Source organism: Oryzihumus sp. JJN4-3R (assembly GCF_057747915.1).
This window is the reverse complement of record NZ_CM173229.1, coordinates 1567730-1590333: the sequence shown is the minus strand read 5'-3', so window position 1 is coordinate 1590333 and position 22604 is coordinate 1567730. Positions and strand designations below refer to the sequence as shown.

Genomic DNA, 22604 nt, shown 5'->3' with positions numbered 1-22604 from the left:
CGCCGGGACGCGGGCCGGGGGTCAGCGCTTGACGGCCGCGAGGATCCCGTCGCCCACGGGCAGCATCGAGGGGATGAGCGCCTCGTCGTCGCGCAGGCGCTTGCCCAGGTCGCGCAGGGTGGTGGTGATCTCGTCACGGACGGCCGGGTCGGCGACGCGGTCGTGCCAGAGCATGTTGTCCATCGCCAGCACGCCACCGGAGCGCAGCAGCCGGACGGCCTGCTCGACGTACTGGGGGTACTCCACCTTGTCGCCGTCGACGACCACCATGTCGTAGGCACCGTCGGTGAGTCGCGGCAGGACGTCCAGCGCCCGGCCGGTGATGACGCGGGTGCGCTGCGGGGCGATGCCGGCACGGGCGTAGGCCTCGCGCGCCGCGCGCTGGTGCTCGGCCTCGACGTCGATCGTGGTGAGCACTCCGTCGCTGGGCATGCCCTCCATCAGCCACAGGCCGGACACCCCGGCGCCGGTGCCGATCTCGACGACGGCCTTGGCCGCGACGGACGCGGCGAGCAGTCGCAGGGTCGCGCCGGCACCGGGCAGGACGGGCACGCAGCCGAGTGACTCACCGCGCAGTCGGGCCTGCTCGATGACGTCACTCTCGGCGACGAACTCTTCCGAATAGGCCCAGCTCGCCGGCTTCTGCGCACTCATGGGCGCAACCCTACTGCCGCAGGGGGAGTTGACCCGTTCAGGCGCTCAGACCCGGTTGTCGTGTGCCTGCGGGCTAGTCACTGCGGACCGGACCCTACCGCTTGCCCAGCAATCTCTCAGGTTCGTCGGGAACCATGGGACCTCGGCAACCGTCAGGTTGCTGTGGTTCCCGAGACAGCGCCGCCGTGCGGTGGCGTGCCGGAGGTGGAGACGGTGACCAACGTGACGACGGGCCCCGAGGCCCCGGCACCCGAGAGTGGGCCCGATCAGGCCTGGGTGCCGCCCACCTGGGAGGAGATCGTCACCGAGCACTCGGCGCGGGTCTACCGCCTGGCCTACCGCCTGACCGGCAACGTGCACGATGCCGAGGACCTGACCCACGACGTGTTCATCCGGGTGTTCCGCTCGCTGGGCTCCTACCAGCCGGGCACCTTCGAGGGCTGGCTGCACCGGATCACCACCAACGTCTTCCTCGACCGCATGCGCCGTAAGCAGCGGATCCGCTTCGACGCGCTGCCCGATGACGCGGCCGGGCGCCTCCCCAGCCGCGAGGTCGGTCCGGAGCAGCACTACGCCGACACCCACTTCGACGACGACGTGCAGCGCGCCCTCGACGCCCTGTCCCCGGACTTCCGGGCCGCCGTGGTGCTCTGCGACATCGAGGGCCTGTCCTACGAGGAGATCGCCGCCACGCTGGGGATCAAGCTGGGCACCGTGCGGTCCCGGATCCACCGCGGGCGGGCGCAGCTGCGGGAGGCCCTCGCGCACCGGGCGCCCGAGCCGCGCGCGGCGTCCACCGCACGCCCTGCCCGTCGGGGCTTCGCGCTCGGACGGGTCGTGCCGGGGACGCGATGACCCCCCGCCCCGCCGACCTCGTCGGCGCCCAGCACCTCGGGGCGATGGTCAGTGCCTACGTCGACCGGCGGCTGCCGCCGCCCCTCCAGCAGGCCTGCGACCGCCACCTCGTGGCCTGTGCCGTATGCCGTGAGGCAGCGGATGCCGAACGTCGCCTGCTCGGGTCGCTCCGGGGGGCGGCGATGCCGGGACCGCCCGGGGACCTCCAGACGTCGCTGCTCCAGCTGGCCGCCCGGGCCCGGGCCGAGGAGCCGGAGCGCCCGCAGGAGGCGCCCACGCCCCTCGTCGTGGTGCCGTTGCACGCGCCCGCCCTCCACCGCTCGCCCGTGCGCGCCGCCCTGCTGGCGGGCCTGGCAGCCGGGGCGTCGGCCGCTGCCGCCTGGAGCATCGGGGTCGCCGCCCCGGTCGCGGCGCCGGGGACCACCGCAAGGCCGGCCTTGCCCAGTGGCCGCAGCACCTCCGACGGCGCGGGCAGCGGGTCGGCGTTCGCCCGGACCGTCTCGGCCGTGCGGCTGAGCCCCTCGCCGATGCCGTCCCTGCGCTCGACACCGACCTCGATGACCAGCCCCGCCGTCCGTTCGGCAGAATCGCGACATGACTGAGCAGCAGCGGGAGCCCGAGGGCGAGCACACCGAGCCGGTTGACCTCGAGCACACCACTCCGCTGCCCTCCGCCCCCGCAGACCTTCCGCCGCCCACCGGCACGCCCTACACGCACCTGCCCACCGCGCCCCAGTCGCCGCAGCCTGCGGACCCCGGCGCGATGACCCCTCCGGGGCAGGGGCAGGGGTGGACGACCCCGGCCGGGCCGCCGCCCGCTCCGGTGCCGTGGTCAGGCGCGGCCGGGACCGGCCCCGCGCAGCCCGACCCGGCGCCCTGGCGGCAGCCCGGCGTCGGTGCGACGTCGGCCGCCGGCGCAGTGCCGCCGGCGCAGCCCGGTGCACCGCAGCCCGACCCGATGCAACCCACCCCCGGTGGCGGGGACCCGACGGTGGCCGCGAGTGGCGCGCCCCCGGCCCGTCCGGCGCGCTGGAGCACCGGCACCATCGTGGTGCTGGCGGTGGCGGTCCTCGTGGCCGCGCTGCTCGGCGGCACCGCCGGGGCCTTCTTCGCCACCCGGAGCAGCTCGTTCGGTGCCTCCGTGCTGCCGGTGCCGCAGGTGGGGTCCACGGCCCGGCCGGAGGGCTCCATCGCCGGGATCGCGGCCAAGGCGCTGCCGTCCGTGGTGACCTTGAAGGTCAAGGGCGCGGACGGTCAGGGCACCGGCTCGGGCTTCGTCATCAAGAGCGACGGCTTCATCCTCACCAACAACCACGTCGTCGCCTCGGCGGCGTCCTCGGGTAGCATCCAGGTGGAGTTCTCCGACGGCTCGCAGATGCCGGCGACCATCGTGGGCCGCGACGCGTCCTATGACCTGGCCGTGGTGCGGGTGAAGCGCTCCGGCCTGCCGGCCCTGACCCTGGGCAGCTCGGCCTCCGTCGTCGTCGGCGACCCGGTCATCGCGGTCGGTGCGCCGCTGGGCCTGGAGAGCACGGTCACCAGCGGCATCATCAGCGCCCTCAACCGCCCGGTGACGCCCGGCGGCGGGCAGGACGCCCCGGCCTTCATCAACGCGATCCAGACCGATGCCGCGATCAACCCGGGCAACTCCGGTGGGCCGTTGCTGGACATGTCCGGTCGCGTGATCGGCGTCAACTCGGCGATCGCCCGCATCCCCGGGTCCAGCCCCCTCGACAGCGGCCAGTCCGGCAGCATCGGCGTGGGCTTCGCGATCCCCAGCGACCAGGCGCGCAAGACCGCCGACCAGCTGATGACCACCGGCAAGGCGACCCACCCGGTGATCGGCGTCATCCTCGACACGACCTACGAGGGCGTGGGCGTCAAGATCGCCTCCGCGCCCAAGGACGGGCGCCAGCCCGTGACCCGGGGCGGCCCGGCCGACAAGGCGGGCCTGAAGGCCGGGGACGTCATCCTGAAGTTCAACGGCCGGGTCATCTCCGACCCCGACCAGCTCGTCGTGGCGATCCGGGCCAAGTCGGTCGGCGAGACCGTCGAGCTGACCGTGCGTCGCGGTTCCGGCGAGCGGACTGTCAGGATGACCCTGCAAGGGGCGACCGACTGACCGTCCTTCGGCAGCGGGACAGGAGCGGGTGAACGTGTTCGACATCAACGGCTGGGAGTTCCTCATCCTCGGGGTGCTCGCCGTCGTCGTGCTCGGCCCCGAGCGGCTGCCGGAGTACGCCGCCAAGCTCCGCGGTCTGATCCGCCAGGTCCGTGCCATGGCCGACACCGCGCGAAGCCAGCTGCGCGAGCAGATGGGCCCCGAGTTCGACGACGTCGACTGGCAGGCGTTCGACCCCCGGCGCTACGACCCGCGCCGGATCGTGCGCGACGCGCTGCTGGAGGACGGGGAGGACTTCTCGGCCTTCAACCCGTTCAAGCCGGACTCCCGGCCGCGGCGTGACCCCGCCCTGCCGACCCCCTGGGACGTCGACGCCACCTGAGCGTCACCCGCGCCGAGCGGCACGTCAGGTTCGCCGGGCTGGACGAACTGGACGGTGGGGCCCCTTCAGCGGTGCTGATGGGGCCCCACCGTCCAGCCGTGGAGGACGCCGGCGTCGGTCGCGTCAGCGACCGGCGGGGGTGAGGCCGAGCGAGCGGCCGGCGAGCCCGCGCGAGCGGGTGGCGAGGCCGCGCGCGATACCGCGCAGGGCGACGGCGGCAGGGCTGGAGGGCTCGCCGAGGACCACCGGGGTGCCCTGGTCCGCGCCCTCACGCAGGCGCGTGTCGAGGGGGATCTGGCCCAGCAGCGGCACCTGTGCGCCGACCGAGCGGGTCAGCGAGTCGGCCACCGTCTGGCCGCCGCCGGAGCCGAAGATCTCCTGCCGGCTGCCGTCGGGCAGCTCGAGCCAGGACATGTTCTCGATGACGCCGACGATCCGCTGGTGGGTCTGCAGGGCGATCGACCCGGCCCGCTCCGCGACCTCGGCCGCGGCCTGCTGCGGCGTGGTGACGACGAGGATCTCGGCGTTGGGGATCAGCTGGGCCACCGAGATCGCGATGTCACCGGTACCCGGGGGCAGGTCGAGCAGGAGCACGTCGAGGTCGCCCCAGAACACGTCGCCCAGGAACTGCTGGAGCGCGCGGTGCAGCATCGGGCCACGCCAGACCACCGGCTGGTTGCCGGGGACGAACATGCCGATCGAGATGACCTTCACGTCGTGGCTGACCGGCGGCAGGATCATGTCGTCGACCTGGGTGGGTCGGTGCTCGACGCCCAGCATCCGCGGCACGGAGAAGCCGTAGACGTCGGCGTCGACGACACCGACCCGCAGGCCCTGCTCGGCCAGGGACGCGGCGAGGTTGACCGTCACCGACGACTTGCCGACACCGCCCTTGCCGGAGGCGACGGCGTAGACCCGCGTCAGGCTGTTGGGCCGGGCGAAGGGGATCTCCTTCTCGGGGGCCCCGCCGCGCAGCTGCTCGCGCAGGCCGGCTCGCTGCTCGGGGCTCATCACGCCGAGGGTGACGTCGACGCCGGTGACGCCCTCGACCGCGGACAGGGCCGCCGTGGAGTCCTTGGTCAGCGTGTCCTTCATCGGGCAGCCCGAGACCGTCAGGAGGATGGTGACGGCGACCCGACCGGCGTCGTCGACCGAGACCGACTCGACCATGCCGAGCTCGGTGATCGGCTTGCGGATCTCGGGGTCGTTGACGGTCGACAGCGCGGCAAGCAGTGCGTCCTGCGAGGGGGCGGGCATGCCTCCATGCTAGGTCTGGCGGGACCCGTCCGGTTCCGCGGGCTGCTCGGGGGCGCCGCCCTCGGCCGGGGAGGGGCTCACGACGGTGAGGCTGCGCTCGTCCATCTCCTCGAGCAGGCTGCGCAGCTCGGAGCGCAGGAAGTCACGGGTCGCCATGTCGCGCAACGCGATCCGCAGCGCCGCCACCTCGCGGGTGAGGTACTCCGTGTCGGCCAGGTTGCGCTCGTCACGGGCCCGGTCCTGCTCCAGGGCGACCCGGTCGCGGTCGGCCTGCCGGTTCTGCGCGAGCAGGATCAGCGGCGCGGCGTAGGACGCCTGGAGGCTCAGCATGAGGGTCAGGAAGATGAACGGGTAGGCGTCGAAACGCTGCCCCGTGCCGGCGGCGACGTTCCAGATGATCCAGATCGCCACGAAGGCGGTCATGTAGACGAGGAACCGCGCGGTGCCCATGAACCGGGCGAACGACTCGCTGGCCCGGCCGAAGGTCTCGGGGTTGAAGCTCGGTCGCGGCAGCAGCGTCCGCCGCACCTCGCGAGGCTGGTCCAGGCGGGGTGCGTTGCGGTCGTAGCGCTCAGTGGCCATGCGTCACCTCGTGCCGGTCCTCTCGCCAGTCGTCGGGGAGGATGTGGTCGAGCACGTCGTCGACCGTGACGGCGCCCAGCAGCCGCCCGTCCTCGTCAACCACCGGGACGCCGACGAGGTTGTAGGTCGCGAGGATCCGCGTCACCTGGCCCAGCGGGGCGTTGGGGGTCAGCGGCTCCAGGTCGCGGTCGAGGATCGAGCCGATCGCGGCGTGCGGCGGCTCGCGCAGCAACCGCTGGATGTGCACGACACCGAGGTACTTGCCGGTGGGGGTCTCCAGGGGGGAGCGGCAGACGAACACCGTCGCGGCCAGCGCGGGCGACAGCTCGGCCCGGCGCACGACCGCCAGCGCCTCGGCGATCGTGGCCTCCGGGCCGAGGATCACCGGCTCGGTGGTCATCAGGCCACCGGCGGTGTTCTCGTCGTAGGCCAGCAGCCGGCGCAGCGGAGCCGCCTCGTCCGGCTCCATCATCTGCAGCAGCTGCTCGGCGGTGTCCGGCGGCAGCTCCGAGAGCAGGTCGGCGGCGTCGTCGGGCTGCATGGCCTCGAGGACGTCGGCAGCGCGCCCGGAGCCCAGCGTCGTGAGGATCTCGACCTGGTCGTCCTCGGGCAGCTCCTCCATGACGTCGGCGAGCTTCTCGTCGTCGAGGGCGGCGGCGACCTCGGCCCGGCGCTTGGGGGTCAGGTCGTGGATGACCTCGGCCAGGTCGGCGGCCTTGAGGTCGTCGTAGGTCTCCAGCAGCTTGGCGGCGCTCTGCGCGCTGCCGGAGCGGCGCAGGCCGGTGACGTCGGAGACGTCGACGAGCACCGTCTCACCGCGGCGGCGGCCGAGGCGGCTCAGGCTGCGCGAGCCGCCAACCGGCCTGCGGCAGAACACCTTCACGATCACCCAGTCGCGGTTGCGCTCCTGCTCGATGGCGATGTCCTCGACGATCGCGTCAAACGGCCCGTCGGGGGTGGAGACGCGTACGTGCCGCTCGAGCAGCTCGGCCAGGACGAGCGTCTCGTTGGCCCGCTGCTCGAACCGGCGCATGTTGACCAGGCCGGTGGTGATGACCTGCCCCGCGTCGACGCTCGTGACCCGCGTCATCGGCACGAACACGCGCCGCCGGCCCGGCACCTCGACGACCAGACCGATCACGCGGGGCGCGCGGCGCGTGGCGCTGAAGGTGACGACGACATCGCGCACCCGGCCCACCTGGTCGCCGAGTGGGTCGAACACACTCAGGCCGGCCAGGCGTGCGACGAACACGCGAGTCATGGGGTTCACGGGGCAAGGCTAGCCCGCGCGCTCAGCGCCGCGACCGAGGCGCAGGCCAACCGCGCCGGTATGCCGTGTGGCGGGCCGGGCGGGAGGCCGTCAGCGGGTGCCGCGTCGCCGCTTCGGGCGCCCGCCGAGGTGCCACGGGTGCCAGGTCCGCGTCGTGGCCGGGGTGGGCGCGGGCGGCGCCGCGCCGGAGCCCTCGTCATACGAGCCGGGGGACTCGAGGGCCTCGCCGGAGGGGGTGAGGGCGGTGACCGTGCACTCCCGCGCCCACCGCCCGACGACGTCGTCGCCGACGCTGTTGAGCCGTGAGGCCTTGAGGGCTGCAGTGGCGGGTTCCCAACGCGCGTCCTCCGGCGTCAGGCGCTCCACCCGGGCCGGCACGCGCACCAGCCGGCCGCCGGTGTCCTTGCTGCGCAGGATGATCGCGACCTCCTCGGGCAGCCACGGCAGCATCTGCTCCCCGGGGCCGCTGACGACGTAGGCGGTGCCGTCGAGCCACTCGTGCCAGGCCGGCCAGGCGCGGTCGCCGGGCACGTCGACCCACAGCAGGCCCGACTTGGCCGCGGCCTCGGCGACGAGGGCCATCACGGACCCGAGGGCGGGAGCGGCCGCCTCGACCGGCGCCATGGCCGCGGTGTCGGCCGGGCGCGCCGGGGTGGGGTCGGGCGGGGTGCCGGGGGTGTCGGTCACACCGTGAACTGTGTCATAACCGCTCACGCAGGCGCGCTGCTAGTTTCGCGGCGTGCGCAGCCCCAAGGACTTCTTCAGCCCGCTGGCGGTGGGCGCCCCCACCCCGATCCACGAGGTGCCGGCCCGCCCGTCCCGCGTCATCCACTTCTTCGACCCGAGCAACGAGAAGATGGCCGCCAAGGTCCCCGACATGGTCGGGACCGTCGACGTCCTCCTCGGCAACCTCGAGGACGCGGTCAAGGCCGACCGCAAGGTCGCGGCCCGCGAGGGCCTCGTCGCCATCGCCAAGGCCACCGACTTCGGCGAGCACACCCAGCTCTGGACCCGGGTCAACGCCCTGGACAGCCCGTGGGTGCTCGACGACCTCATCACCCTCGTCACCGAGATCGGCGACAAGCTCGACGTGATCATGGTCCCGAAGGTGCAGGGGCCGGAGGACATCCACTACGTCGACCGGCTGCTCGCCCAGCTCGAGGCCCGGGCCGGGCTGACCCGCCCGATCCTCGTGCACGCCATCCTCGAGACGGCCCGCGGCGTCGCCAACGTCGAGGCCATCGCCGGCGCCAGCCCGCGCATGCAGGGCATGTCGCTCGGCCCGGCCGACCTGGCCGCGGACCGCCGGATGAAGACCACCCGCGTCGGCGGCGGCCACCCCGGCTACCTCGTGCGCCAGGACCCGCCCGCTGGTGTCGAGGACGCCATCCACGCGGACCGCACGACCTACCAGCAGGACCTGTGGCACTACACGATCGCCCGCATGGTCGACGCCTGCGCGATGCACGGGATCCTGCCGTACTACGGCCCGTTCGGGGACATCAAGGACGTCGTCGCCTGCGAGGACCAGTTCCGCAACGCCTTCCTGCTCGGCTGCGTCGGCACGTGGTCGCTGCATCCGGTGCAGGTCGCCATCGCCAAGCGGGTGTTCAGCCCGTCCGCCGAGGACGTCGCGCACGCCCGGCGGGTCGTCGAGGCCATGGGTGACGGCACCGGCGCGGTCATGCTCGACGGCAAGATGGAGGACGACGCCAGCCTCAAGCAGTGCCTGGTCATCGTCGAGCTCGCCGAGCGGCTCGCGGCCACCGACCCCGAGCTGGCCGAGCTGTATGCCGTGCCCGCGGCTGAGGGGGAGGGTCCCCGATGACCGGCACCACGGCATACCGTCCGCGTCGCTCGGTCCTCTACATGCCGAGCTCCAACGAGCGGGCGCTGGAGAAGGCCAAGTCGCTGCCGGTGGACGCGCTGATCCTCGACCTGGAGGACGCCGTCGCACCGGACGCCAAGGAGCAGGCGCGCGAGAAGGCTTGCGCCGCAGTGCGATCCGGCGACTACGGCCGGCGAGAGCTGACGATCCGGGTCAACGGCGCCGGCACCCGGTGGCACGAGGACGACCTGCGCGCCGCGGCCGCGGCCGGCCCGGATGCCGTCGTCGTGCCCAAGGTCGGCTCGGCCGAGGAGGTCCGCGCCCTGGTCGCCGCGCTGGAGGCCGCCGGGGCGCCGGAGCGCACGAAGCTCTGGGCCATGGTCGAGACGCCGGCGGCGATGCTGCACTGCGAGGAGATCGCCGGCGCGTCCGAGCGCCTGACGGTGCTCGTCATGGGCACCAACGACCTGGCCAAGGAGCTGCACGCCGAGCACGTGCCGGGCCGTCAGCCGCTGCTGACCGGCCTGGGGCTGTGCCTGCTGGCGGCCCGGGCCACGGGGACCGTGATCCTCGACGGGGTCTTCAACGACGTCAAGGACGCCGAGGGCTTCGCGGCCGAGTGCCGGCAGGGGCGCGAGATGGGTTTCGACGGCAAGACCCTCATCCACCCCGGCCAGGTCGAGGTCTGCAACACGACGTTCGCCCCGAGCGAGGAGCAGGTGCAGGAGGCCCGGGGCATCCTCGAGGCGTGGGAGGCCGGTGCCGGAGCCGGTGTCGTCACCTTCAACGGCCGGATGATCGAGAACCTCCACGTCGAGACCGCGCAGCGCGTGATCAGCACCCACGAGGCCATCGCCGGGCTCTGAGGGGCCCGCGAAAAAAGTTCAGGAACCGCGCAACCTTTCCCGGCGCCACCGCGTCTGGGGTGGTGCGGGCCGGTGTCGGGGGGCACCGGCCCGCACTATGCGCACCCACCCGGTCCGCACCATCCGCCATCTGGCGGAGGCCCTGCCGTGCGGCCGGGCCAACAATCTCCTCACGGACGCCGGCGCACCGCCGGGCCGTCCAGCAGATGCTCCCGGCGCAGGGCAACGACGCGCCGCCGGGCTCGAAAGAGGGGCACGTGGACATCGGTCGCAGATCGTTGGTCCGGGGGACGGTGGGTCTCACGGCCTCGGCTGCCCTGGGGCTGCTCCCCGGGGCAGGACCGGCCCAGGCGGCCACCCACCCGACCCTGGCCGTGGGAGCGCGCGGTTCGGCGGTCGTCGTGCTGCAGCAGCGCCTCACGGCCCTCGGCTACTGGTGCGGCTCGGTCGACGGGATCTTCGGCGACCTCACCCGGCAGGCCGTGGTCGCGGTCCAGAAGGTCGGCGGGCTCGTCCGCGACGGGATCTGCGGCCCGATCACCTGGTCGGCCCTGGACCGGGGCGTGCGGCCGGTCGCCCGCTCCCGCGTGGGTCACGTCGTCGAGGTGGACAAGCCGCGGCAGGTGCTGCTCATCGTGGACAGCGGGCACGTCACGCGGATCTTCAACAGCAGCACCGGGTCGGGCCTGCGCTACTGGAGCGCAGGGGCCTGGCACACCGCGGTGACACCCTCGGGCACGTTCCACGTGTTCCGCCAGGTCAACGCCTGGGACGCCTCGCCGCTGGGGCAGCTCTACCGGCCGAAGTACTTCAACGGCGGCATCGCGCTGCACGGCTACCCGTCGGTGCCGGCGTGGCCCGCCTCGCACGGCTGTGTCCGGGTGAGCATCCCGGCGATGGACCTCCTCTGGCGGCCGGGAGGGGTCGCCATCGGCACGACCGTCCTCGTCTCCTGACGAGGCCCCTGAGCGCGACCCCGTCGTCGTGTCCGCAGCCTCAGCGCGCGGGCACGACGAGGGGTCGACCAGTCAGTCCGGGAGGTGTCCGCGCAGCCACGCCATCTGGGTGGGCGCCTGCGCGCTCCAGTAGGCGACCGAGTGGCCCCCCGGGGTGAACCGGGCCACCACGCCGGGCAGGCCGCGGGCGAAGGCCCGGTTGGCCCTGAGGAACCGGTCCTGCAGGCCGCAGCTCAGGTGCACCGGTATGCCGTGCAGTCGGCTGCGCAGCCGGAAGACGTCGTGCGCCACGAAGTCTGCGCGGTCGTCGAAGGCTCCGGGGTCGCTCCGGCCGGGGGACAGCCACAGGGCGGTGCTCTCGGTGACCACCGCGGCCACGCGCGCCGGTCCGAGGCGGGTCGCGAGCAGCAGCGAGCCGTAGCCGCCCATCGACCAGCCGAGCAGCCCGAACCGGTCGGTGCGCAGACCCTGCCGGGCCAGCAGCGGGAGCAGGTCCTCGACGACCATCGCCGCGGTGTCGATGCCCGAGCGCCGGGCGTGCCAGTAGTGGTTGCCGCCGTCCACCGAGGCGACCGCCAGGCCCGTACGGGCGACCTGCCGGTCGAGGTGGACGTCGTGGAAGGCTGACGAGGCGTTGCCGCCGTGGCCGTGCAGGGTGACCACGAGGCGGGGACGCTCCACGCCCACGGGCCGGGCCACCTGCCAGTGGACCTGTCGTCCCGGCCAGCGGGGCGTGGTCAGCGTGCCCTGGACCCGCTGGACACCGGTGGGCCGGTGGGTGCGTGCCCGCGGGGAAGCCGGGTGCGCCGAGGCGGCAGCGCAACCCGCGAGCAGGGGTACGCCGGCGGCCGCGGCGATCAGCGAGCGACGGTCGATGGCCCCGGACATGGCCGGGAGTCTAGGAGTGCCCCCGCGCCGGCTCGTCGTGCAGGGTCGGGCGCGCGCTCGCGTCGGCGGTCCTGTCGTGGGAGCGCCGGGGTCAGCCGGCGAGGTGGGTCGACAGCCAGGACATCTGCGCCGCGCCGTTGCTGCTCCAGTAGCCGTCGGTGTGCCCCCCGGCGGTGAACCTGGTCGTGACGTCGTCCAGGCCCTGGGCAAAGGTCCGGTTCGCCGTGATGAACGGGTCCTGCAGGCCGCAGTCCAGCCGCACCGGTATGCCGTGCAGCCGCTTCCGCAGGCGGAAGACGTCGTGGGCCACGAAGTCCGCGCGGTCGTCGAACGCGCCCGGCGCACTGTCGCCCGGTGACAGCCACAGGGCGGCGCTCTCGGCGGCCACGCCGCCCACGCGGTGCGGGCCGAGCTGGGTGGCCAGCCACAGGGCGCCGTACCCGCCCATCGACCAGCCGAGCAGCCCGATCCGGTCGGTGCGCAGCCTATGGCGGGCCAGCAGCGGCAGGAAGTCCTCGACCACCATGGCGCCGGCGTCCACCCCGGAGCGCCGGGCGTGCCAGTAGGTGTCCCCACCGTCGATCGCGGCAACCGCCAGCCCGGTGGAGCCGACGTGCCGGTCCAGGTGCAGGCCGGTGAACGCCCCGTCGGCGCTGCCGCCCCGGCCGTGCAGGGCGACGACGACCCGGGGGCTGGCGCCGCCGGCCGGGCGGGCGAGCACCCAGTGGACCTGCTGGCCCGGCCAGTGCCGGCTGGTGAGGTCGCCCTGCTCGAGCGTGACCCCACTGTCCTCGGCCACCAGCGACTCCGGCGTCGCGCAGGCGCTCGCCAGCAGCGGCGCCGCCATCGATGCGCCGAGCAGCGCGCGGCGGGTGATCCCCCGGTCCATGTCGGGAGCCTAAGCCGCCGCGCGCTGTCCGGGGCTCACCAACGCGAGTACACGCAGGCCATCAGGTCACCGAACATCGCCTCCTCGTCGACCTCGAGGCCGCGGCTGGTGAACCACCGGCACATGTTGTGCACGTCGCGCTGGAGGAAGTCGGCGCCGTGCGGGTTGCCGACGACGTCGACGATCTGCGGCCAGTCGATGATGACGAGCCGCTCCCCGTGCAGCAGCACGTTGTAGGGCGAGAGGTCGCCGTGGGCCCAGCCCTCCGTGGCGAGCGTGGCCATCGCGTCGCGGCACTGCTCGAACAGGGCGGCGAGCAGGTCCGGTGCGGGCCGGGCCTGCGCCAGCCGCGGGGCGGCCTGGGCCCCCTCGCCGACGAACTCCATCAGCAGCTCCTCGTCGGTGAGCTGGACGGGGTAGGGGACCGGCAGGCCGAGGGACCACAGCCGGCCGAGCGCTCCGAACTCGGCGAACGCCCACTGCTGGCTGATCACCTCCTTGCCGAAGGAGGTCCGCCGGGCCATGGCCCGCGTCTCGCGGCTGCGGCGCACGCGGCGCCCCTCGAGGTAGCCGGCGTCCCGGTGGAACATCCGGTGGTCGTGGCTGCGGTAGCGCTTGGCGGCGAGGGTGGTCGAGTCCTCCGTGCCGGGCACCCAGCGGCGCACGACGTGGACGTCGGCCTCCTTGCCGGTCTTGAGGACCCCGAGGTCCTGGTCGACCGCGGCGAGGGCGGTGATGACCCAGTCGGGTCGGGGGTTCGGCCCGTGCAGCGCCACGTCCCAGGTCGACCAGCGGTCACCCTCGGGAGGGCCGTCGGGGTTGGTGTCGACGCCGAACCCGGTGGCGTCGGTCAGGTCAGGCGAGAGAGCGGGAAGCTCCCCAAAGGTGTTGAAGGACAACGGAATTCTCCAAGGAAGGGAAGGGATGAGCGCGCGTGCGGCTCACGACAGTCGTCGACATCTCACGGCCCTCCTTGGATCGGGACACGGCCCAGGTATGCCGTGTCGTTGCCTGCCGATCGTGACCCACCGGGGCGAGGGCCGGCAACGGGTTTTTCGCCGGCGACTCCCGGCGCTGGTGTCGGAACTCACGCGCCCGGTGGGTGTCGGCGCGAAGGAGGCACTCGGCATACTCGCGAGTAGTTTCCGCGCGCCCCGCGCGCGACTCCCTGCACCCGACGCGAAGGCGGCTTGACGCGATGGCACGACTGCAGACCACCGAGGGACTCACCGAGGAGCAGCGTGAGCTGCTCAAGCTGGTGCGCGAGTTCGTCGACGAGCAGATCATCCCCGTCGCGACCGACCTGGAGCACAAGGACGAGTACCCGACGGAGATCGTCGAGGGCATGAAGGAGATGGGGATCTTCGGCCTGATGATCCCCGAGGAGTACGGCGGCCTGGGCGAGTCGCTGCTGACCTATGCGCTGACGGTCGAGGAGATCGCCCGCGGCTGGATGAGCGTCAGCGGCATCATCAACACCCACTTCATCGTGGCGTACATGCTGCTGCAGCACGGCACCGAGGAGCAGAAGCAGAAGTACCTGCCGCGGATGGCCACCGGTGAGGTGCGCGGCGCGTTCTCGATGAGCGAGCCCGGCTGCGGCTCCGACGTCTCCGGCATCCGCACCAAGGCCGTGCGCACCGGCGAGGGCTCGGACGAGTGGGAGATCAACGGCCAGAAGATGTGGCTGACCAACGGCGGCTCCTCCACGCTCGTCGCGGTGCTCACCAAGACCGACGCCGAGGCCGACGAGGGCGCCTCGGTCTACAAGAAGATGACGACGTTCCTGGTCGAGAAGGAGCCCGGCTTCGGCGAGGTCGAGCCGGGCCTGACGGTGCCGGGCAAGATCGACAAGATGGGCTACAAGGGGGTCGACACCACCGAGCTCGTCTTCGACGGCTACCGCACGACCAGCGACCAGATCCTGGGCGGGGAGCCGGGCAAGGGCTTCTACCAGATGATGGACGGCGTCGAGGTGGGCCGCGTCAACGTGGCCGCCCGCGCCTGCGGTGTCGCGGTGCGCGCCTTCGAGCTCGGCATCTCCTACGCCCAGCAGCGGGAGACGTTCGGCAAGAAGATCGCCCAGCACCAGGCCGTGATGTTCCGACTGGCCGAGATGGCGACCAAGTGCGAGGCCGCGCACCAGATGATGGTCAAGGCCGCCCGGATCAAGGACAAGGGCGAGCGCAACGACCTCGAGGCCGGCATGGCCAAGTACCTCGCCAGCGAGTACTGCGCCGAGGTCGTGGAGGACTCCTTCCGGATCCACGGCGGCTACGGCTACTCCAAGGAGTACGAGATCGAGCGGCTCTACCGCGAGGCGCCGATGCTCCTCATCGGCGAGGGCACCGCCGACATCCAGCGGATGATCATCGGCCGGCGCCTGCTCGAGGACTACGCGCTCAAGGGCTGACCCCCTTTCCACGGGACGCGCCGGACGGGACCTTGTGCGGTCCTCTCCGGCGCGTTCTGCGTGACAATGGGGCCATGACGGGACAGCCGAACTACCCGGGCCGCTCGCCGATGCCGATGCCGGGGCTGGCGTTGGAGTACCCCATGTCGCTGGGGACCTTCGACAGGTACGAGGACGCCCAGCGCGCCGTGGACTACCTCTCCGATGAGCAGTTCCCGGTGCAGAACTGCATGATCGTCGGCACCGAGCTCAAGCAGGTCGAGCGGGTCACCGGCCGGCTCACCCGGCAGAAGGTGATGGTGGGCGGGGCGCTGTCAGGGGCCTGGATGGGCCTGTTCGTCGGGCTCGTGTTCTCCCTGTTCGCCGCAGGCACCACGATGCTGACGGTCGTCTCGACCGTCGCCTTCGGCGTCGTGTTCGGCCTCATCTGGGCGCTGATCGGCTACGCCGCCACCGGCGGCCACCGCGACTTCACCTCGGTCACGCAGGTCGTGGCGACGAAGTACGAGGTGCTGTGCGAGCACAAGTTCGCCCAGCAGGCGCGCGAGATGCTCGCCCGGATGCCCGGGCACCAGCAGCCCTACACGGCCTGAGCGTCCTCTCGGCGGCCGGAGCCCGGTCGCACCAGGCGGATCCGCAGCACCCGCTCGCGCTCGCGTGCCTCCTGCTGGTCGCGCGCCCGGCCGGCGAGCAGCTGGGTGAGTGAGACCAGCCCGACGACCCGGTCGGGGGCGTGCCGGTCGACGACCGGCACGCGGTTGACCTCGTGCCGGGCCATGAGCTCGGCCACGTGCCGCAGCGGCTGGTCCGGGTGGGTGGTGACGAGCGTGCGCGCCGCGAGGACCTGCCCGAGCGGGACGTCGCCGCGCCCCTCCGCCAGCCGGCCCAGCTCGCGGCGCGTGACCACCCCGACGATGGCCCCGTCGCCGTCGACGACGGGGTAGAGCCGCTGCGCCCAGCCGGACCCGGCGTCCGCCACCGCCGCCACCGCGTCCGCCACGGTGAGCTCCGAGCCGAGCTCGAGCACGTCGGTGGACATGACCTCGCTGACGAACAGCACCTCGAGCGGGTCCACGTCGTACTCCCGCGACAGGTGGTAGCCGCGGCGCGCGATCTTCTCGGTGAGCACGGAGCGCTTGAGCAGCAGCACCGAGACCAGGAATGCCGTGCCCGCCCCGATGACGAGCGGGGTGACCGCCTCCAGCCGGTGGGTCAGCTCGATCGCGAAGACGATGCCGGTCAGCGGGGAGCGCATCACCCCGCCGAGCACACCGGCCAGGGCGACCAGGGCCCAGAAGCCCGGGCCGACGGGCGGGAAGACCTGCGCCTCCAGGGCGCCGAGCGCCCCGCCGATCATGAACATCGGCGCCAGGACGCCCCCCGAGGTGCCCGAGCCCAGCGAGAGGGACCAGATCAGCGTCTTGACCACGAGGATGCCGACGACCAGGCCCAGGCCGATCGAGCCATCCAGCTCGGCGCCGATGACGTCGTAGCCGACGCCCAGCGCCTGCGGCACGAACAGGCCGCCGAGGCCGATGACCAGTCCGCCGATCGCCGGCCACCACATCCAGTGGATCGGCAGCCGGGCGAACAGGTCCTCGGAGGCGTAGACCAGGCTGGTCGCGACCACGGCGAGCAGCCCGGACAGCACGCCGGAGACGGCGCAGAGCAGGTATGCCGTGGGCGTCAGGTGAAGGGCGCCGCTCACCGGGAACAGCGGTGCCGACCCGAGCAGTGGCTGGCGCACCAGGGCGGCCACGGACACGGCCGCGGCCACGGGCAGCAGGCTGCGCGGCCGCCACTCGAAGAGCAGCAGCTCCACGGCCAGGACGATGGAGGCCAGCGGCGCGTTGAAGGTGGCGGCCATGCCGGCGGTCGCGCCGGCGACCAGCAGCGTCTTGCGCTCGTCCGCCGTGAACCGCAGCAGCTGGGCGAACAGCGAGCCGACGGCGCCACCGGTCATGATGATCGGGCCCTCGGCGCCGAAGGGGCCGCCCGTGCCGATCGCCACCGCCGCCGAGACCGGCTTGAGGACGGCCACCCGCGGGCGGACCCGGCTGCCGGCCATGAGGATCGCCTTGATGGTCTCGGGCATGCCATGGCCGCGGATCTTCTCCGAGCCGTAGCGGGCCATGAGCCCGATGACGAGACCTCCGACGACCGGCGCGAGCAGGATGAGCAGCGGGCTGTGGTGGTGACCACCGGGTGCGACGATCCGGGTGCCGACGCGCTGGTAGAAGACGGCGTTGGTGATCAGGCCGATCAGCCGCAGCAGGCACCACGAGATGCCGGCGCTGACCGCGCCGAGGGGCAGGGCGATCGCGCAGAGCAGCAGCACCCGCCGCGTGACGGTGAAGTCGCCGAGGTGCCCGACGTCGCGCACGTCGGACCGGTCGGCGGGGGTGGAAGTCGGGGTGGGCGTCGGGGGCACGGGCGCGTCTCACCTCAGGAAGAAGTATCGGGTTACGACATATTTGGCTAGCCGATGTGCCCACCGACGCCGACTACGCCCGCCTGCTGGACTTCCGGGTGCAGCTGCGCCGCTTCGACCAGTGGAGCCGGGCGGCAGCCGCCGAGCACGGCCTGACGCACTCCCAGCACCAGCTGCTGCTGGCGATCCGCGGCCACCGCGGGACGGCCGGGCCGACGATCGGGGAGGCTGCCGACTACCTGCTGGTCAAGCACCACACCGCCAGCGAGCTGGTGGACCGCACCACGGCCCTGGGCCTGGTCGAGCGGGTCCGCGACGCCGACGACCAGCGCGTCGTGCGGCTGCGCCTGACCGAGGCCGGCCAGGAGGTCATCCAGGCCCTCACCGCGGTGCACCTGGCCGAGCTGCGCGGGCTGGCCCCCGTCCTCGACCGCCTCTGACGCCGGCCCGCCGTCCGGGGCCCGGCATACGACGACGGCCGCCCCTCAACGTGAGAGGCGGCCGTCGTCGGGCGGATCAGGGGCGGCTCAGCGCTGCTGGACCCGCGCGATCCAGGCCTCGACCTCGGCCGAGCTGCGGGGCATGCCGGCCGAGAGGTTGTCATGGCCGTCCTCGGTGACGAGCACGTCGTCCTCGATGCGCACGCCGATCCCGCGCAGCTCCTCGGGGACCTTGAGGTCGTCGGCCTTGAAGTACAGGCCCGGCTCGACCGTGAGGATCATGCCCGGCTTGAGCTCGGCGTCCATGTAGTCCTCGCGCAGGGCCAGCGCGCAGTCGTGGACGTCGATGCCGAGGTGGTGGCTGGTGCCGTGGACCATCCAGCGACGGTGGTGCTGGCCGGTCTCCTTGTCGAGGGTGGCCTCGACGTCGATGCCCTCGGGCAGCAGGCCCCACTCGTGCAGGTGCTCGGCGATGACCCGGATCGCGGCGGCGTGCACGTCGGAGAACTTGTTGCCCGGCTTGACCGCGGCCATGCCGGCGTCGGCTGCGGCGTGCACGGCGTCGTAGACCTTGCGCTGGGCGTCGGTGAAGGTGCCGCTGACCGGCAGGGTGCGGGTGATGTCGGCGGTGAACAGCGAGTCCACCTCGACGCCGGCGTCGAGCAGGATCAGGTCGCCCTCGTTGACGTCGCCGGTGTTCTTGATCCAGTGCAGCGTGTTGGCGTGGTCGCCGGAGGCGCAGATGGAGTCGTAGCCGACGCCGTTGCCCTGGTGGCGGGCGTGCAGGCCGAAGACGCCCTCGACCCAGCGCTCGCCGCGGCCTCGGGCGATGGCCTCGGGCAGGTCGGCGATGACGGCCTCGAAGCCCACAGCGGTCGCGTTGACCGCCTTGCGCATCTCCTCGACCTCCCACTCGTCCTTGACCATGCGCATGACGGACAGGAAGCGGGCGAGCTCCTCGTCGGCCTCGGTCTGGGCGGCGGACTCGCTGGCCTCGTCGGTCTCGCGCACGTCGGCGCGGATGGTGTCGAGGTCCTCGGTGAGGTCTCGGTCGGCGTCACGGACGATGCGGATGCCGATGGCCCCGGCGTCCTTGGCGACCGCGTCCTTGAACTCGTCGATGTGCCGTGCGGTCAGGCCCAGCTCGGCCTCGACATCGGCCAGGGTCGGGCGGGCGCCGACCCAGAACTCGCCGTAGCGGGAGTCGCCGAAGAACTCCTCGGTGTCGCGCCCGGCCAGCGGCCGGAAGTACAGGACCGCCTCGTGGCCGCCACCCTCGCGGGGCTCGAGCACGAGCACCGCGTCGGGCTCGCGGTCGGCGCCCAGACCGGTCAGGTGGGCGAACGCGCTGTGCGGGCGGAAGACGTAGTCGCAGTCGTTGCTGCGCACCTTCAGGCCGCCGGCGGGGATGACCAGCCGTTCACCGGGGAAGGCGGCGGAGACCGCGGCACGGCGCTGCGCGGCATACGGGGCGGCGGGGGAGGGCTCGGTGGTGCCGGGACGGCGAGGGGCCCAGTCGGCCGCGACGAACTCGCGGAACGCGGCGGTGTCAGGGCGGCTGCGGTGCTCGGCCTTGTGCTGTTCTTCGCTCACGGGGCCATCGTGCCACGCCGGTCCGCGCCGCCGTCGGCACGCGGGCCGGTCAGTCGACGTCCACCCAGTCGAGGGTGCGCTCGACGGCCTTGCGCCACCCGGCATACCCGCTCTCGCGCTGGTCCTCGGACCAGCGCGGCTCCCAGCGCCGGTCCTCGTCCCAGTTGCTGCGCAGCTCGTCGGTGTCCTTCCAGAAGCCGGTGGCCAGGCCGGCAGCGTAGGCCGCGCCGAGCGCCGTCGTCTCCGCCACGACCGGCTTGGAGACCGGGACGCCGAGGATGTCGGCCTGCAGCTGCATGCACAGGTTGTTGGCGGTGACCCCGCCGTCGACCTTGAGCACGTCCAGGGCCACGCCCGAGTCCTGCTCCATCGCGTCGGCGACGTCGCGGGTCTGGTAGCAGATCGCCTCCAGCGTGGCCCGCGCCAGGTGCGCGTTGGTGTTGAAGCGGGACAGGCCGACGATCGCGCCGCGGGCGTCCGAGCGCCAGTAGGGGGCGAACAGGCCGGAGAAGGCCGGCACGAAGTACACGCCGCCGCTGTCCTCCACCGAGGCGGCCAGGCCCTCGATCTCGGAGGCGCCGCTGATGATGCCGAGCTGGTCGCGCAGCCACTGCACCGCCGAGCCGGTCACCGCGATGGACCCCTCCAGCGCGTATGCCGGCGGCGCACCCCCCGCCTGGTAGGCCACGGTCGTGAGCAGGCCCGACCCCGAGCGCACCGGCTGCTCGCCGGTGTTGAGCAGCATGAAGTTGCCGGTGCCGTAGGTGTTCTTGGCCTCGCCCTTGGCGAAGCAGACCTGGCCGACGGTGGCCGCCTGCTGGTCGCCGAGGTCGCCGGAGAGCGGCACCTCGCCGCGCAGCGGGCCGCGGGCGTGCGTCACGCCGTAGGTCTCCGGGTCCGAGGACGGGCGGATCCGCGGCAGCATCTGCCGGGGGACGTCGAAGAAGGACAGCAGCTCCTCGTCCCAGTCCAGCGTCTCGAGGTCCATGAGCATGGTCCGGCTGGCGTTGGTGACGTCGGTGACGTGGACGCCGCCGTCGGTCCCGCCGGTGAGGTTCCACAGCAGCCAGGTGTCGGTGGTGCCGAAGAGGGCGTCGCCGCGCTCGGCGTCCGCGCGCAGGCCGTCGACGTGGTCCAGGAGCCACTTGAGCTTGCCGCCGGAGAAGTAGGTCGCCGGGGGCAGGCCGGCCTTGCGGCGGATCACCTCGCCCTTGCCCTCCCGCTCCAGGGCGGTGGCGATGCGGTCGGTGCGCGTGTCCTGCCAGACGATGGCGTTGTAGTAGGGACGGCCGGTGCGCCGGTCCCAGACCACGGTCGTCTCGCGCTGGTTGGTGATGCCCAGCGCCGCCAGGTCCCCGGCCTGGAGGCCGTGGCGCGCCATCGTGGTCCCGATGACCGTCTTGGTGCGCTCCCAGATCTCCAGCGGGTTGTGCTCGACCCAGCCGGCCTGCGGCAGCACCTGCTCGTGCTCGAGCTGGTGCTTGCCCACCTCGCGCCCGGCGTGGTCGAACAGCATGAACCGTGTGCTGGTGGTGCCCTGGTCGACCGCGCCGACGAATTCCGCCATGCCTGAAGGGTTACCACAGTCCGGGCCGTCCTGCCGTGGCGCTGCCCGCCCCTCGGGACCCCTCCGGGTGCTGAGCCCGGTTTGCATGGGTCCGCAGCGATTGGCGACCCTTGACCGGTGTCCAGCAGCACCGCCTCCTCCCCTCCACCGTCCCGCACGACGCCGGTCTCGCCCGTGCGCGGACGGGCGCTGCGCGAGCGCGCGGCGCGGGTGGTGCGCTCGGACGCCCCGCCGACGTGGTTCGTCCCCGGGCGGGGGATTGTCGCCGGCATCGACCAGGCGCACGCGCGCTCGGTCATCGACCTGGCGCTGCGCGTCGGCGAGGCGCTGCTGTCGACCGGGGCCTCCGCCTCGGACGTCGTGGCCACCGCGCTGCGGCTGACCGACCGCTACGGCCTGGGCGCGTCCTGCCACGTCGACGTCACCTACACCTCGATCTCGATCAGCTACCACCGCGGCGAGGGCGCCGACCCGATGACGGTGCTGCGGATCGTCAAGGTCCGCTCGGCCGACTTCAGCCGGCTGGAGAACCTGCAGACCCTGGTCCGCCAGGTGGTCAACGGCGACCTGGACGTCGACACCGCCCGCGCCCAGCTCGACGACATCTCCGGCGCCCCGCACCCCTACCGGCGCTGGCTGGTGACGTTCTCCCTCGCGGTCATGGGCGGCGCGGTCGGCCTGTTCCTCGGTGGCGGTCCGCTGGCGGTGCTGCTCAGCGCCGTGACCACCGCGCTGGTGGACCGGGTCCAGCGCCGGCTCGCCCACCGCGGCCTCGCGGCGTTCTTCACCCAGGCCGTCGGGGCGGCGATCCCCACCGGGGTGGCGGTCCTGCTCATCGCCCTCGGCTCGCACCACTCCGAGCTGGCCCGGGCGCTGCCGCCCTCGCTCGTCGTCGCCACCGGCATCGTCGTCCTCCTGGCCGGGCTGTCGGTGGTCGGCGCCGCCCAGGACGCCATCGACGGCTACTACGTGACGGCGGGCGCTCGCGGCTTCGAGGTGCTCATGCTGACCTTCGGCGTCGTCGTCGGCGTCGGCGCGGTGCTCGCCATCGGGCGCCGGCTCGGCGTCCCCCTCGACATCAGCGCCCAGGCCCACCTCGCACCGAACCAGGGCGTGCAGGTGGTGGCCGCCATGACCGTGGCCGGGGCGTTCGCCATCTCGGCCTACGCCGGCGGGCGGGCCGCGTTCGTGGCCATGGGCACCGCCGGGCTGGGCTGGCTGGCCTTCCTCGGCGCCAGCCACCTCAGCTTCGGCACGCCGGTGGCCTCGGGCCTCGCCGCGGCCGTCGTCGGCGTCCTCGCCCAGGTCGTGTCCTCGCGGCTGCGGGTGCCGTCCCTGGCAGTGACCACCGCCGGTATCGCGCCGCTGCTGCCGGGTCTGTCGGTCTACCGCGGGCTGTTCGAGATCCTGGGCCGCAGCTCCGGCGTCGGCCCGCTCGACGGGGCCTCCTCGCTGTTCACGGCTGCCGGCATCGGCATGGCGCTCGCGGCGGGCGTCTCCTTCGGCACCTTCGTCGGGCGGCCCCTGCGGACCGAGCTCGACCGCGGCCAGCGCCGCGCCCTGCGCCGCTCCACGGGTGAGACCGCCCGCGAGTAGCCGGGCGGTGCAGCGG

22 protein-coding genes are annotated in these 22604 nt (G+C 73.0%); 11 read left to right on the top strand and 11 right to left on the bottom strand.

Annotated features, from left to right (window positions below):
- Nucleotides 1–21 precede the first annotated feature (21 nt).
- Entirely contained in the window at nucleotides 22–654 is a 633-nt protein-coding gene (locus AC3ANM_RS07225; RefSeq protein WP_488287464.1) for an O-methyltransferase, read from the bottom strand.
- Between the two features lie 213 nt (nucleotides 655–867).
- On the opposite strand from AC3ANM_RS07225, the gene sigE reads away from it, so the two are divergent.
- The 4 genes from sigE to AC3ANM_RS07205 are packed head-to-tail and all read left to right on the top strand — an operon-like array spanning nucleotide 868 to nucleotide 4012.
- A complete protein-coding gene (sigE, locus tag AC3ANM_RS07220; protein ID WP_488287463.1) occupies nucleotides 868–1509 on the top strand; it encodes an RNA polymerase sigma factor SigE in 642 nt (213 codons plus the stop codon).
- A complete protein-coding gene (locus AC3ANM_RS07215) occupies nucleotides 1506–2111 on the top strand; it encodes an anti-sigma factor family protein (protein WP_488287462.1) in 606 nt (201 codons plus the stop codon). The genes sigE and AC3ANM_RS07215 overlap by 4 nt, the downstream gene beginning before the upstream one ends.
- Nucleotides 2104–3630, top strand: coding sequence for a S1C family serine protease (locus tag AC3ANM_RS07210; RefSeq protein WP_488287461.1), 1527 nt, complete (start codon nucleotides 2104–2106; stop codon nucleotides 3628–3630). The genes AC3ANM_RS07215 and AC3ANM_RS07210 overlap by 8 nt, the downstream gene beginning before the upstream one ends.
- Before the next feature lie 28 nt (nucleotides 3631–3658).
- On the top strand, nucleotides 3659–4012 hold the full coding sequence (locus AC3ANM_RS07205; RefSeq protein ID WP_488287460.1) for a twin-arginine translocase TatA/TatE family subunit: 354 nt from the start codon (nucleotides 3659–3661) through the stop codon (nucleotides 4010–4012).
- Between the two features lie 123 nt (nucleotides 4013–4135).
- On the opposite strand, the gene AC3ANM_RS07200 is transcribed toward AC3ANM_RS07205, so the two are convergent.
- The 4 genes from AC3ANM_RS07200 to AC3ANM_RS07185 form a co-directional block, all read right to left on the bottom strand.
- Entirely contained in the window at nucleotides 4136–5269 is a 1134-nt protein-coding gene (locus tag AC3ANM_RS07200; RefSeq protein ID WP_488287459.1) for an Mrp/NBP35 family ATP-binding protein, read from the bottom strand.
- A gap of 9 nt (nucleotides 5270–5278) precedes the next feature.
- Nucleotides 5279–5851, bottom strand: coding sequence for a DUF1003 domain-containing protein (locus AC3ANM_RS07195; protein ID WP_488287458.1), 573 nt, complete (start codon nucleotides 5849–5851; stop codon nucleotides 5279–5281).
- Nucleotides 5841–7112 (bottom strand): magnesium transporter MgtE N-terminal domain-containing protein, encoded by a 1272-nt coding sequence (locus tag AC3ANM_RS07190; protein ID WP_488287922.1) that lies wholly within the window; start codon nucleotides 7110–7112, stop codon nucleotides 5841–5843. The genes AC3ANM_RS07195 and AC3ANM_RS07190 overlap by 11 nt, the downstream gene beginning before the upstream one ends.
- A 99-nt stretch (nucleotides 7113–7211) precedes the next feature.
- Nucleotides 7212–7808, bottom strand: a complete 597-nt coding sequence (locus AC3ANM_RS07185; RefSeq protein WP_488287457.1) for a hypothetical protein — start codon at nucleotides 7806–7808, stop codon at nucleotides 7212–7214.
- Nucleotides 7809–7860: 52 nt separating this feature from the next.
- On the opposite strand from AC3ANM_RS07185, the gene AC3ANM_RS07180 reads away from it, so the two are divergent.
- The 3 genes from AC3ANM_RS07180 to AC3ANM_RS07170 all read left to right on the top strand — a co-directional run bounded on the left by AC3ANM_RS07180 (nucleotide 7861) and on the right by AC3ANM_RS07170 (nucleotide 10771).
- On the top strand, nucleotides 7861–8949 hold the full coding sequence (locus tag AC3ANM_RS07180; protein WP_488287456.1) for an HpcH/HpaI aldolase/citrate lyase family protein: 1089 nt from the start codon (nucleotides 7861–7863) through the stop codon (nucleotides 8947–8949).
- Complete coding sequence (locus AC3ANM_RS07175; protein WP_488287455.1) at nucleotides 8946–9815, top strand: HpcH/HpaI aldolase/citrate lyase family protein; 870 nt, start codon at nucleotides 8946–8948, stop codon at nucleotides 9813–9815. Before AC3ANM_RS07180 ends, AC3ANM_RS07175 begins: the two co-directional genes overlap by 4 nt.
- A 257-nt stretch (nucleotides 9816–10072) precedes the next feature.
- On the top strand, nucleotides 10073–10771 hold the full coding sequence (locus tag AC3ANM_RS07170; protein WP_488287454.1) for a L,D-transpeptidase family protein: 699 nt from the start codon (nucleotides 10073–10075) through the stop codon (nucleotides 10769–10771).
- 72 nt (nucleotides 10772–10843) lie between these two features.
- On the opposite strand, the gene AC3ANM_RS07165 is transcribed toward AC3ANM_RS07170, so the two are convergent.
- From AC3ANM_RS07165 to AC3ANM_RS07155, 3 genes are all read right to left on the bottom strand, one after another.
- A complete protein-coding gene (locus tag AC3ANM_RS07165) occupies nucleotides 10844–11659 on the bottom strand; it encodes an alpha/beta hydrolase (protein WP_488287453.1) in 816 nt (271 codons plus the stop codon).
- A gap of 91 nt (nucleotides 11660–11750) precedes the next feature.
- Complete coding sequence (locus tag AC3ANM_RS07160) at nucleotides 11751–12548, bottom strand: alpha/beta hydrolase (RefSeq protein ID WP_488287452.1); 798 nt, start codon at nucleotides 12546–12548, stop codon at nucleotides 11751–11753.
- A gap of 35 nt (nucleotides 12549–12583) precedes the next feature.
- Nucleotides 12584–13447 (bottom strand): serine protein kinase RIO, encoded by an 864-nt coding sequence (locus AC3ANM_RS07155; protein WP_488287451.1) that lies wholly within the window; start codon nucleotides 13445–13447, stop codon nucleotides 12584–12586.
- A 299-nt stretch (nucleotides 13448–13746) separates the two neighbouring features.
- Here AC3ANM_RS07155 and AC3ANM_RS07150 point away from each other — a divergent pair, with 299 nt between their 5' ends.
- Nucleotides 13747–14961 carry an acyl-CoA dehydrogenase family protein gene (locus AC3ANM_RS07150; RefSeq protein WP_488287450.1) on the top strand — a complete coding sequence of 405 codons (1215 nt, stop codon included), beginning with the start codon at nucleotides 13747–13749 and terminating at the stop codon, nucleotides 14959–14961.
- Nucleotides 14962–15035: 74 nt separating this feature from the next.
- Nucleotides 15036–15554, top strand: coding sequence for a general stress protein (locus AC3ANM_RS07145; protein WP_488287449.1), 519 nt, complete (start codon nucleotides 15036–15038; stop codon nucleotides 15552–15554).
- Here the strand turns inward: AC3ANM_RS07145 and AC3ANM_RS07140 are convergent.
- Nucleotides 15542–17392 carry a chloride channel protein gene (locus AC3ANM_RS07140; RefSeq protein ID WP_488287448.1) on the bottom strand — a complete coding sequence of 617 codons (1851 nt, stop codon included), beginning with the start codon at nucleotides 17390–17392 and terminating at the stop codon, nucleotides 15542–15544. The genes AC3ANM_RS07145 and AC3ANM_RS07140 overlap by 13 nt on opposite strands.
- A 56-nt stretch (nucleotides 17393–17448) precedes the next feature.
- Here AC3ANM_RS07140 and AC3ANM_RS07135 point away from each other — a divergent pair, with 56 nt between their 5' ends.
- Nucleotides 17449–17832: a MarR family winged helix-turn-helix transcriptional regulator gene (locus AC3ANM_RS07135; protein WP_488287447.1), complete on the top strand. Its 384-nt coding sequence runs from the start codon at nucleotides 17449–17451 to the stop codon at nucleotides 17830–17832.
- Between the two features lie 87 nt (nucleotides 17833–17919).
- Here the strand turns inward: AC3ANM_RS07135 and AC3ANM_RS07130 are convergent, their stop codons facing one another.
- Both AC3ANM_RS07130 and glpK read right to left on the bottom strand, forming a co-directional pair.
- Nucleotides 17920–19425 carry an aminopeptidase P family protein gene (locus tag AC3ANM_RS07130; protein ID WP_488287446.1) on the bottom strand — a complete coding sequence of 502 codons (1506 nt, stop codon included), beginning with the start codon at nucleotides 19423–19425 and terminating at the stop codon, nucleotides 17920–17922.
- 49 nt (nucleotides 19426–19474) lie between these two features.
- Nucleotides 19475–20992, bottom strand: coding sequence for a glycerol kinase GlpK (gene glpK, locus AC3ANM_RS07125; RefSeq protein ID WP_488287445.1), 1518 nt, complete (start codon nucleotides 20990–20992; stop codon nucleotides 19475–19477).
- Nucleotides 20993–21109: 117 nt separating this feature from the next.
- On the opposite strand from glpK, the gene AC3ANM_RS07120 reads away from it, so the two are divergent.
- On the top strand, nucleotides 21110–22588 hold the full coding sequence (locus AC3ANM_RS07120) for a threonine/serine exporter family protein (protein WP_488287444.1): 1479 nt from the start codon (nucleotides 21110–21112) through the stop codon (nucleotides 22586–22588).
- The last annotated feature ends 16 nt before the right edge of the window (nucleotides 22589–22604 follow it).

Coding starts and splice junctions, on each gene's coding strand:
- AC3ANM_RS07210 (WP_488287461.1), top strand. CDS start 2,104: ATGACTGAGCAGCAGCGGGAGCCCGAGGGCGAGCACACCGAGCCGGTT.
- AC3ANM_RS07195 (WP_488287458.1), bottom strand. CDS start 5,851: ATGGCCACTGAGCGCTACGACCGCAACGCACCCCGCCTGGACCAGCCT.
- glpK (WP_488287445.1), bottom strand. CDS start 20,992: ATGGCGGAATTCGTCGGCGCGGTCGACCAGGGCACCACCAGCACACGG.
- AC3ANM_RS07225 (WP_488287464.1), bottom strand. CDS start 654: ATGAGTGCGCAGAAGCCGGCGAGCTGGGCCTATTCGGAAGAGTTCGTC.
- AC3ANM_RS07215 (WP_488287462.1), top strand. CDS start 1,506: ATGACCCCCCGCCCCGCCGACCTCGTCGGCGCCCAGCACCTCGGGGCG.
- AC3ANM_RS07190 (WP_488287922.1), bottom strand. CDS start 7,112: ATGACTCGCGTGTTCGTCGCACGCCTGGCCGGCCTGAGTGTGTTCGAC.
- AC3ANM_RS07200 (WP_488287459.1), bottom strand. CDS start 5,269: ATGCCCGCCCCCTCGCAGGACGCACTGCTTGCCGCGCTGTCGACCGTC.
- AC3ANM_RS07175 (WP_488287455.1), top strand. CDS start 8,946: ATGACCGGCACCACGGCATACCGTCCGCGTCGCTCGGTCCTCTACATG.
- AC3ANM_RS07160 (WP_488287452.1), bottom strand. CDS start 12,548: ATGGACCGGGGGATCACCCGCCGCGCGCTGCTCGGCGCATCGATGGCG.
- AC3ANM_RS07150 (WP_488287450.1), top strand. CDS start 13,747: ATGGCACGACTGCAGACCACCGAGGGACTCACCGAGGAGCAGCGTGAG.
- AC3ANM_RS07145 (WP_488287449.1), top strand. CDS start 15,036: ATGACGGGACAGCCGAACTACCCGGGCCGCTCGCCGATGCCGATGCCG.
- AC3ANM_RS07165 (WP_488287453.1), bottom strand. CDS start 11,659: ATGTCCGGGGCCATCGACCGTCGCTCGCTGATCGCCGCGGCCGCCGGC.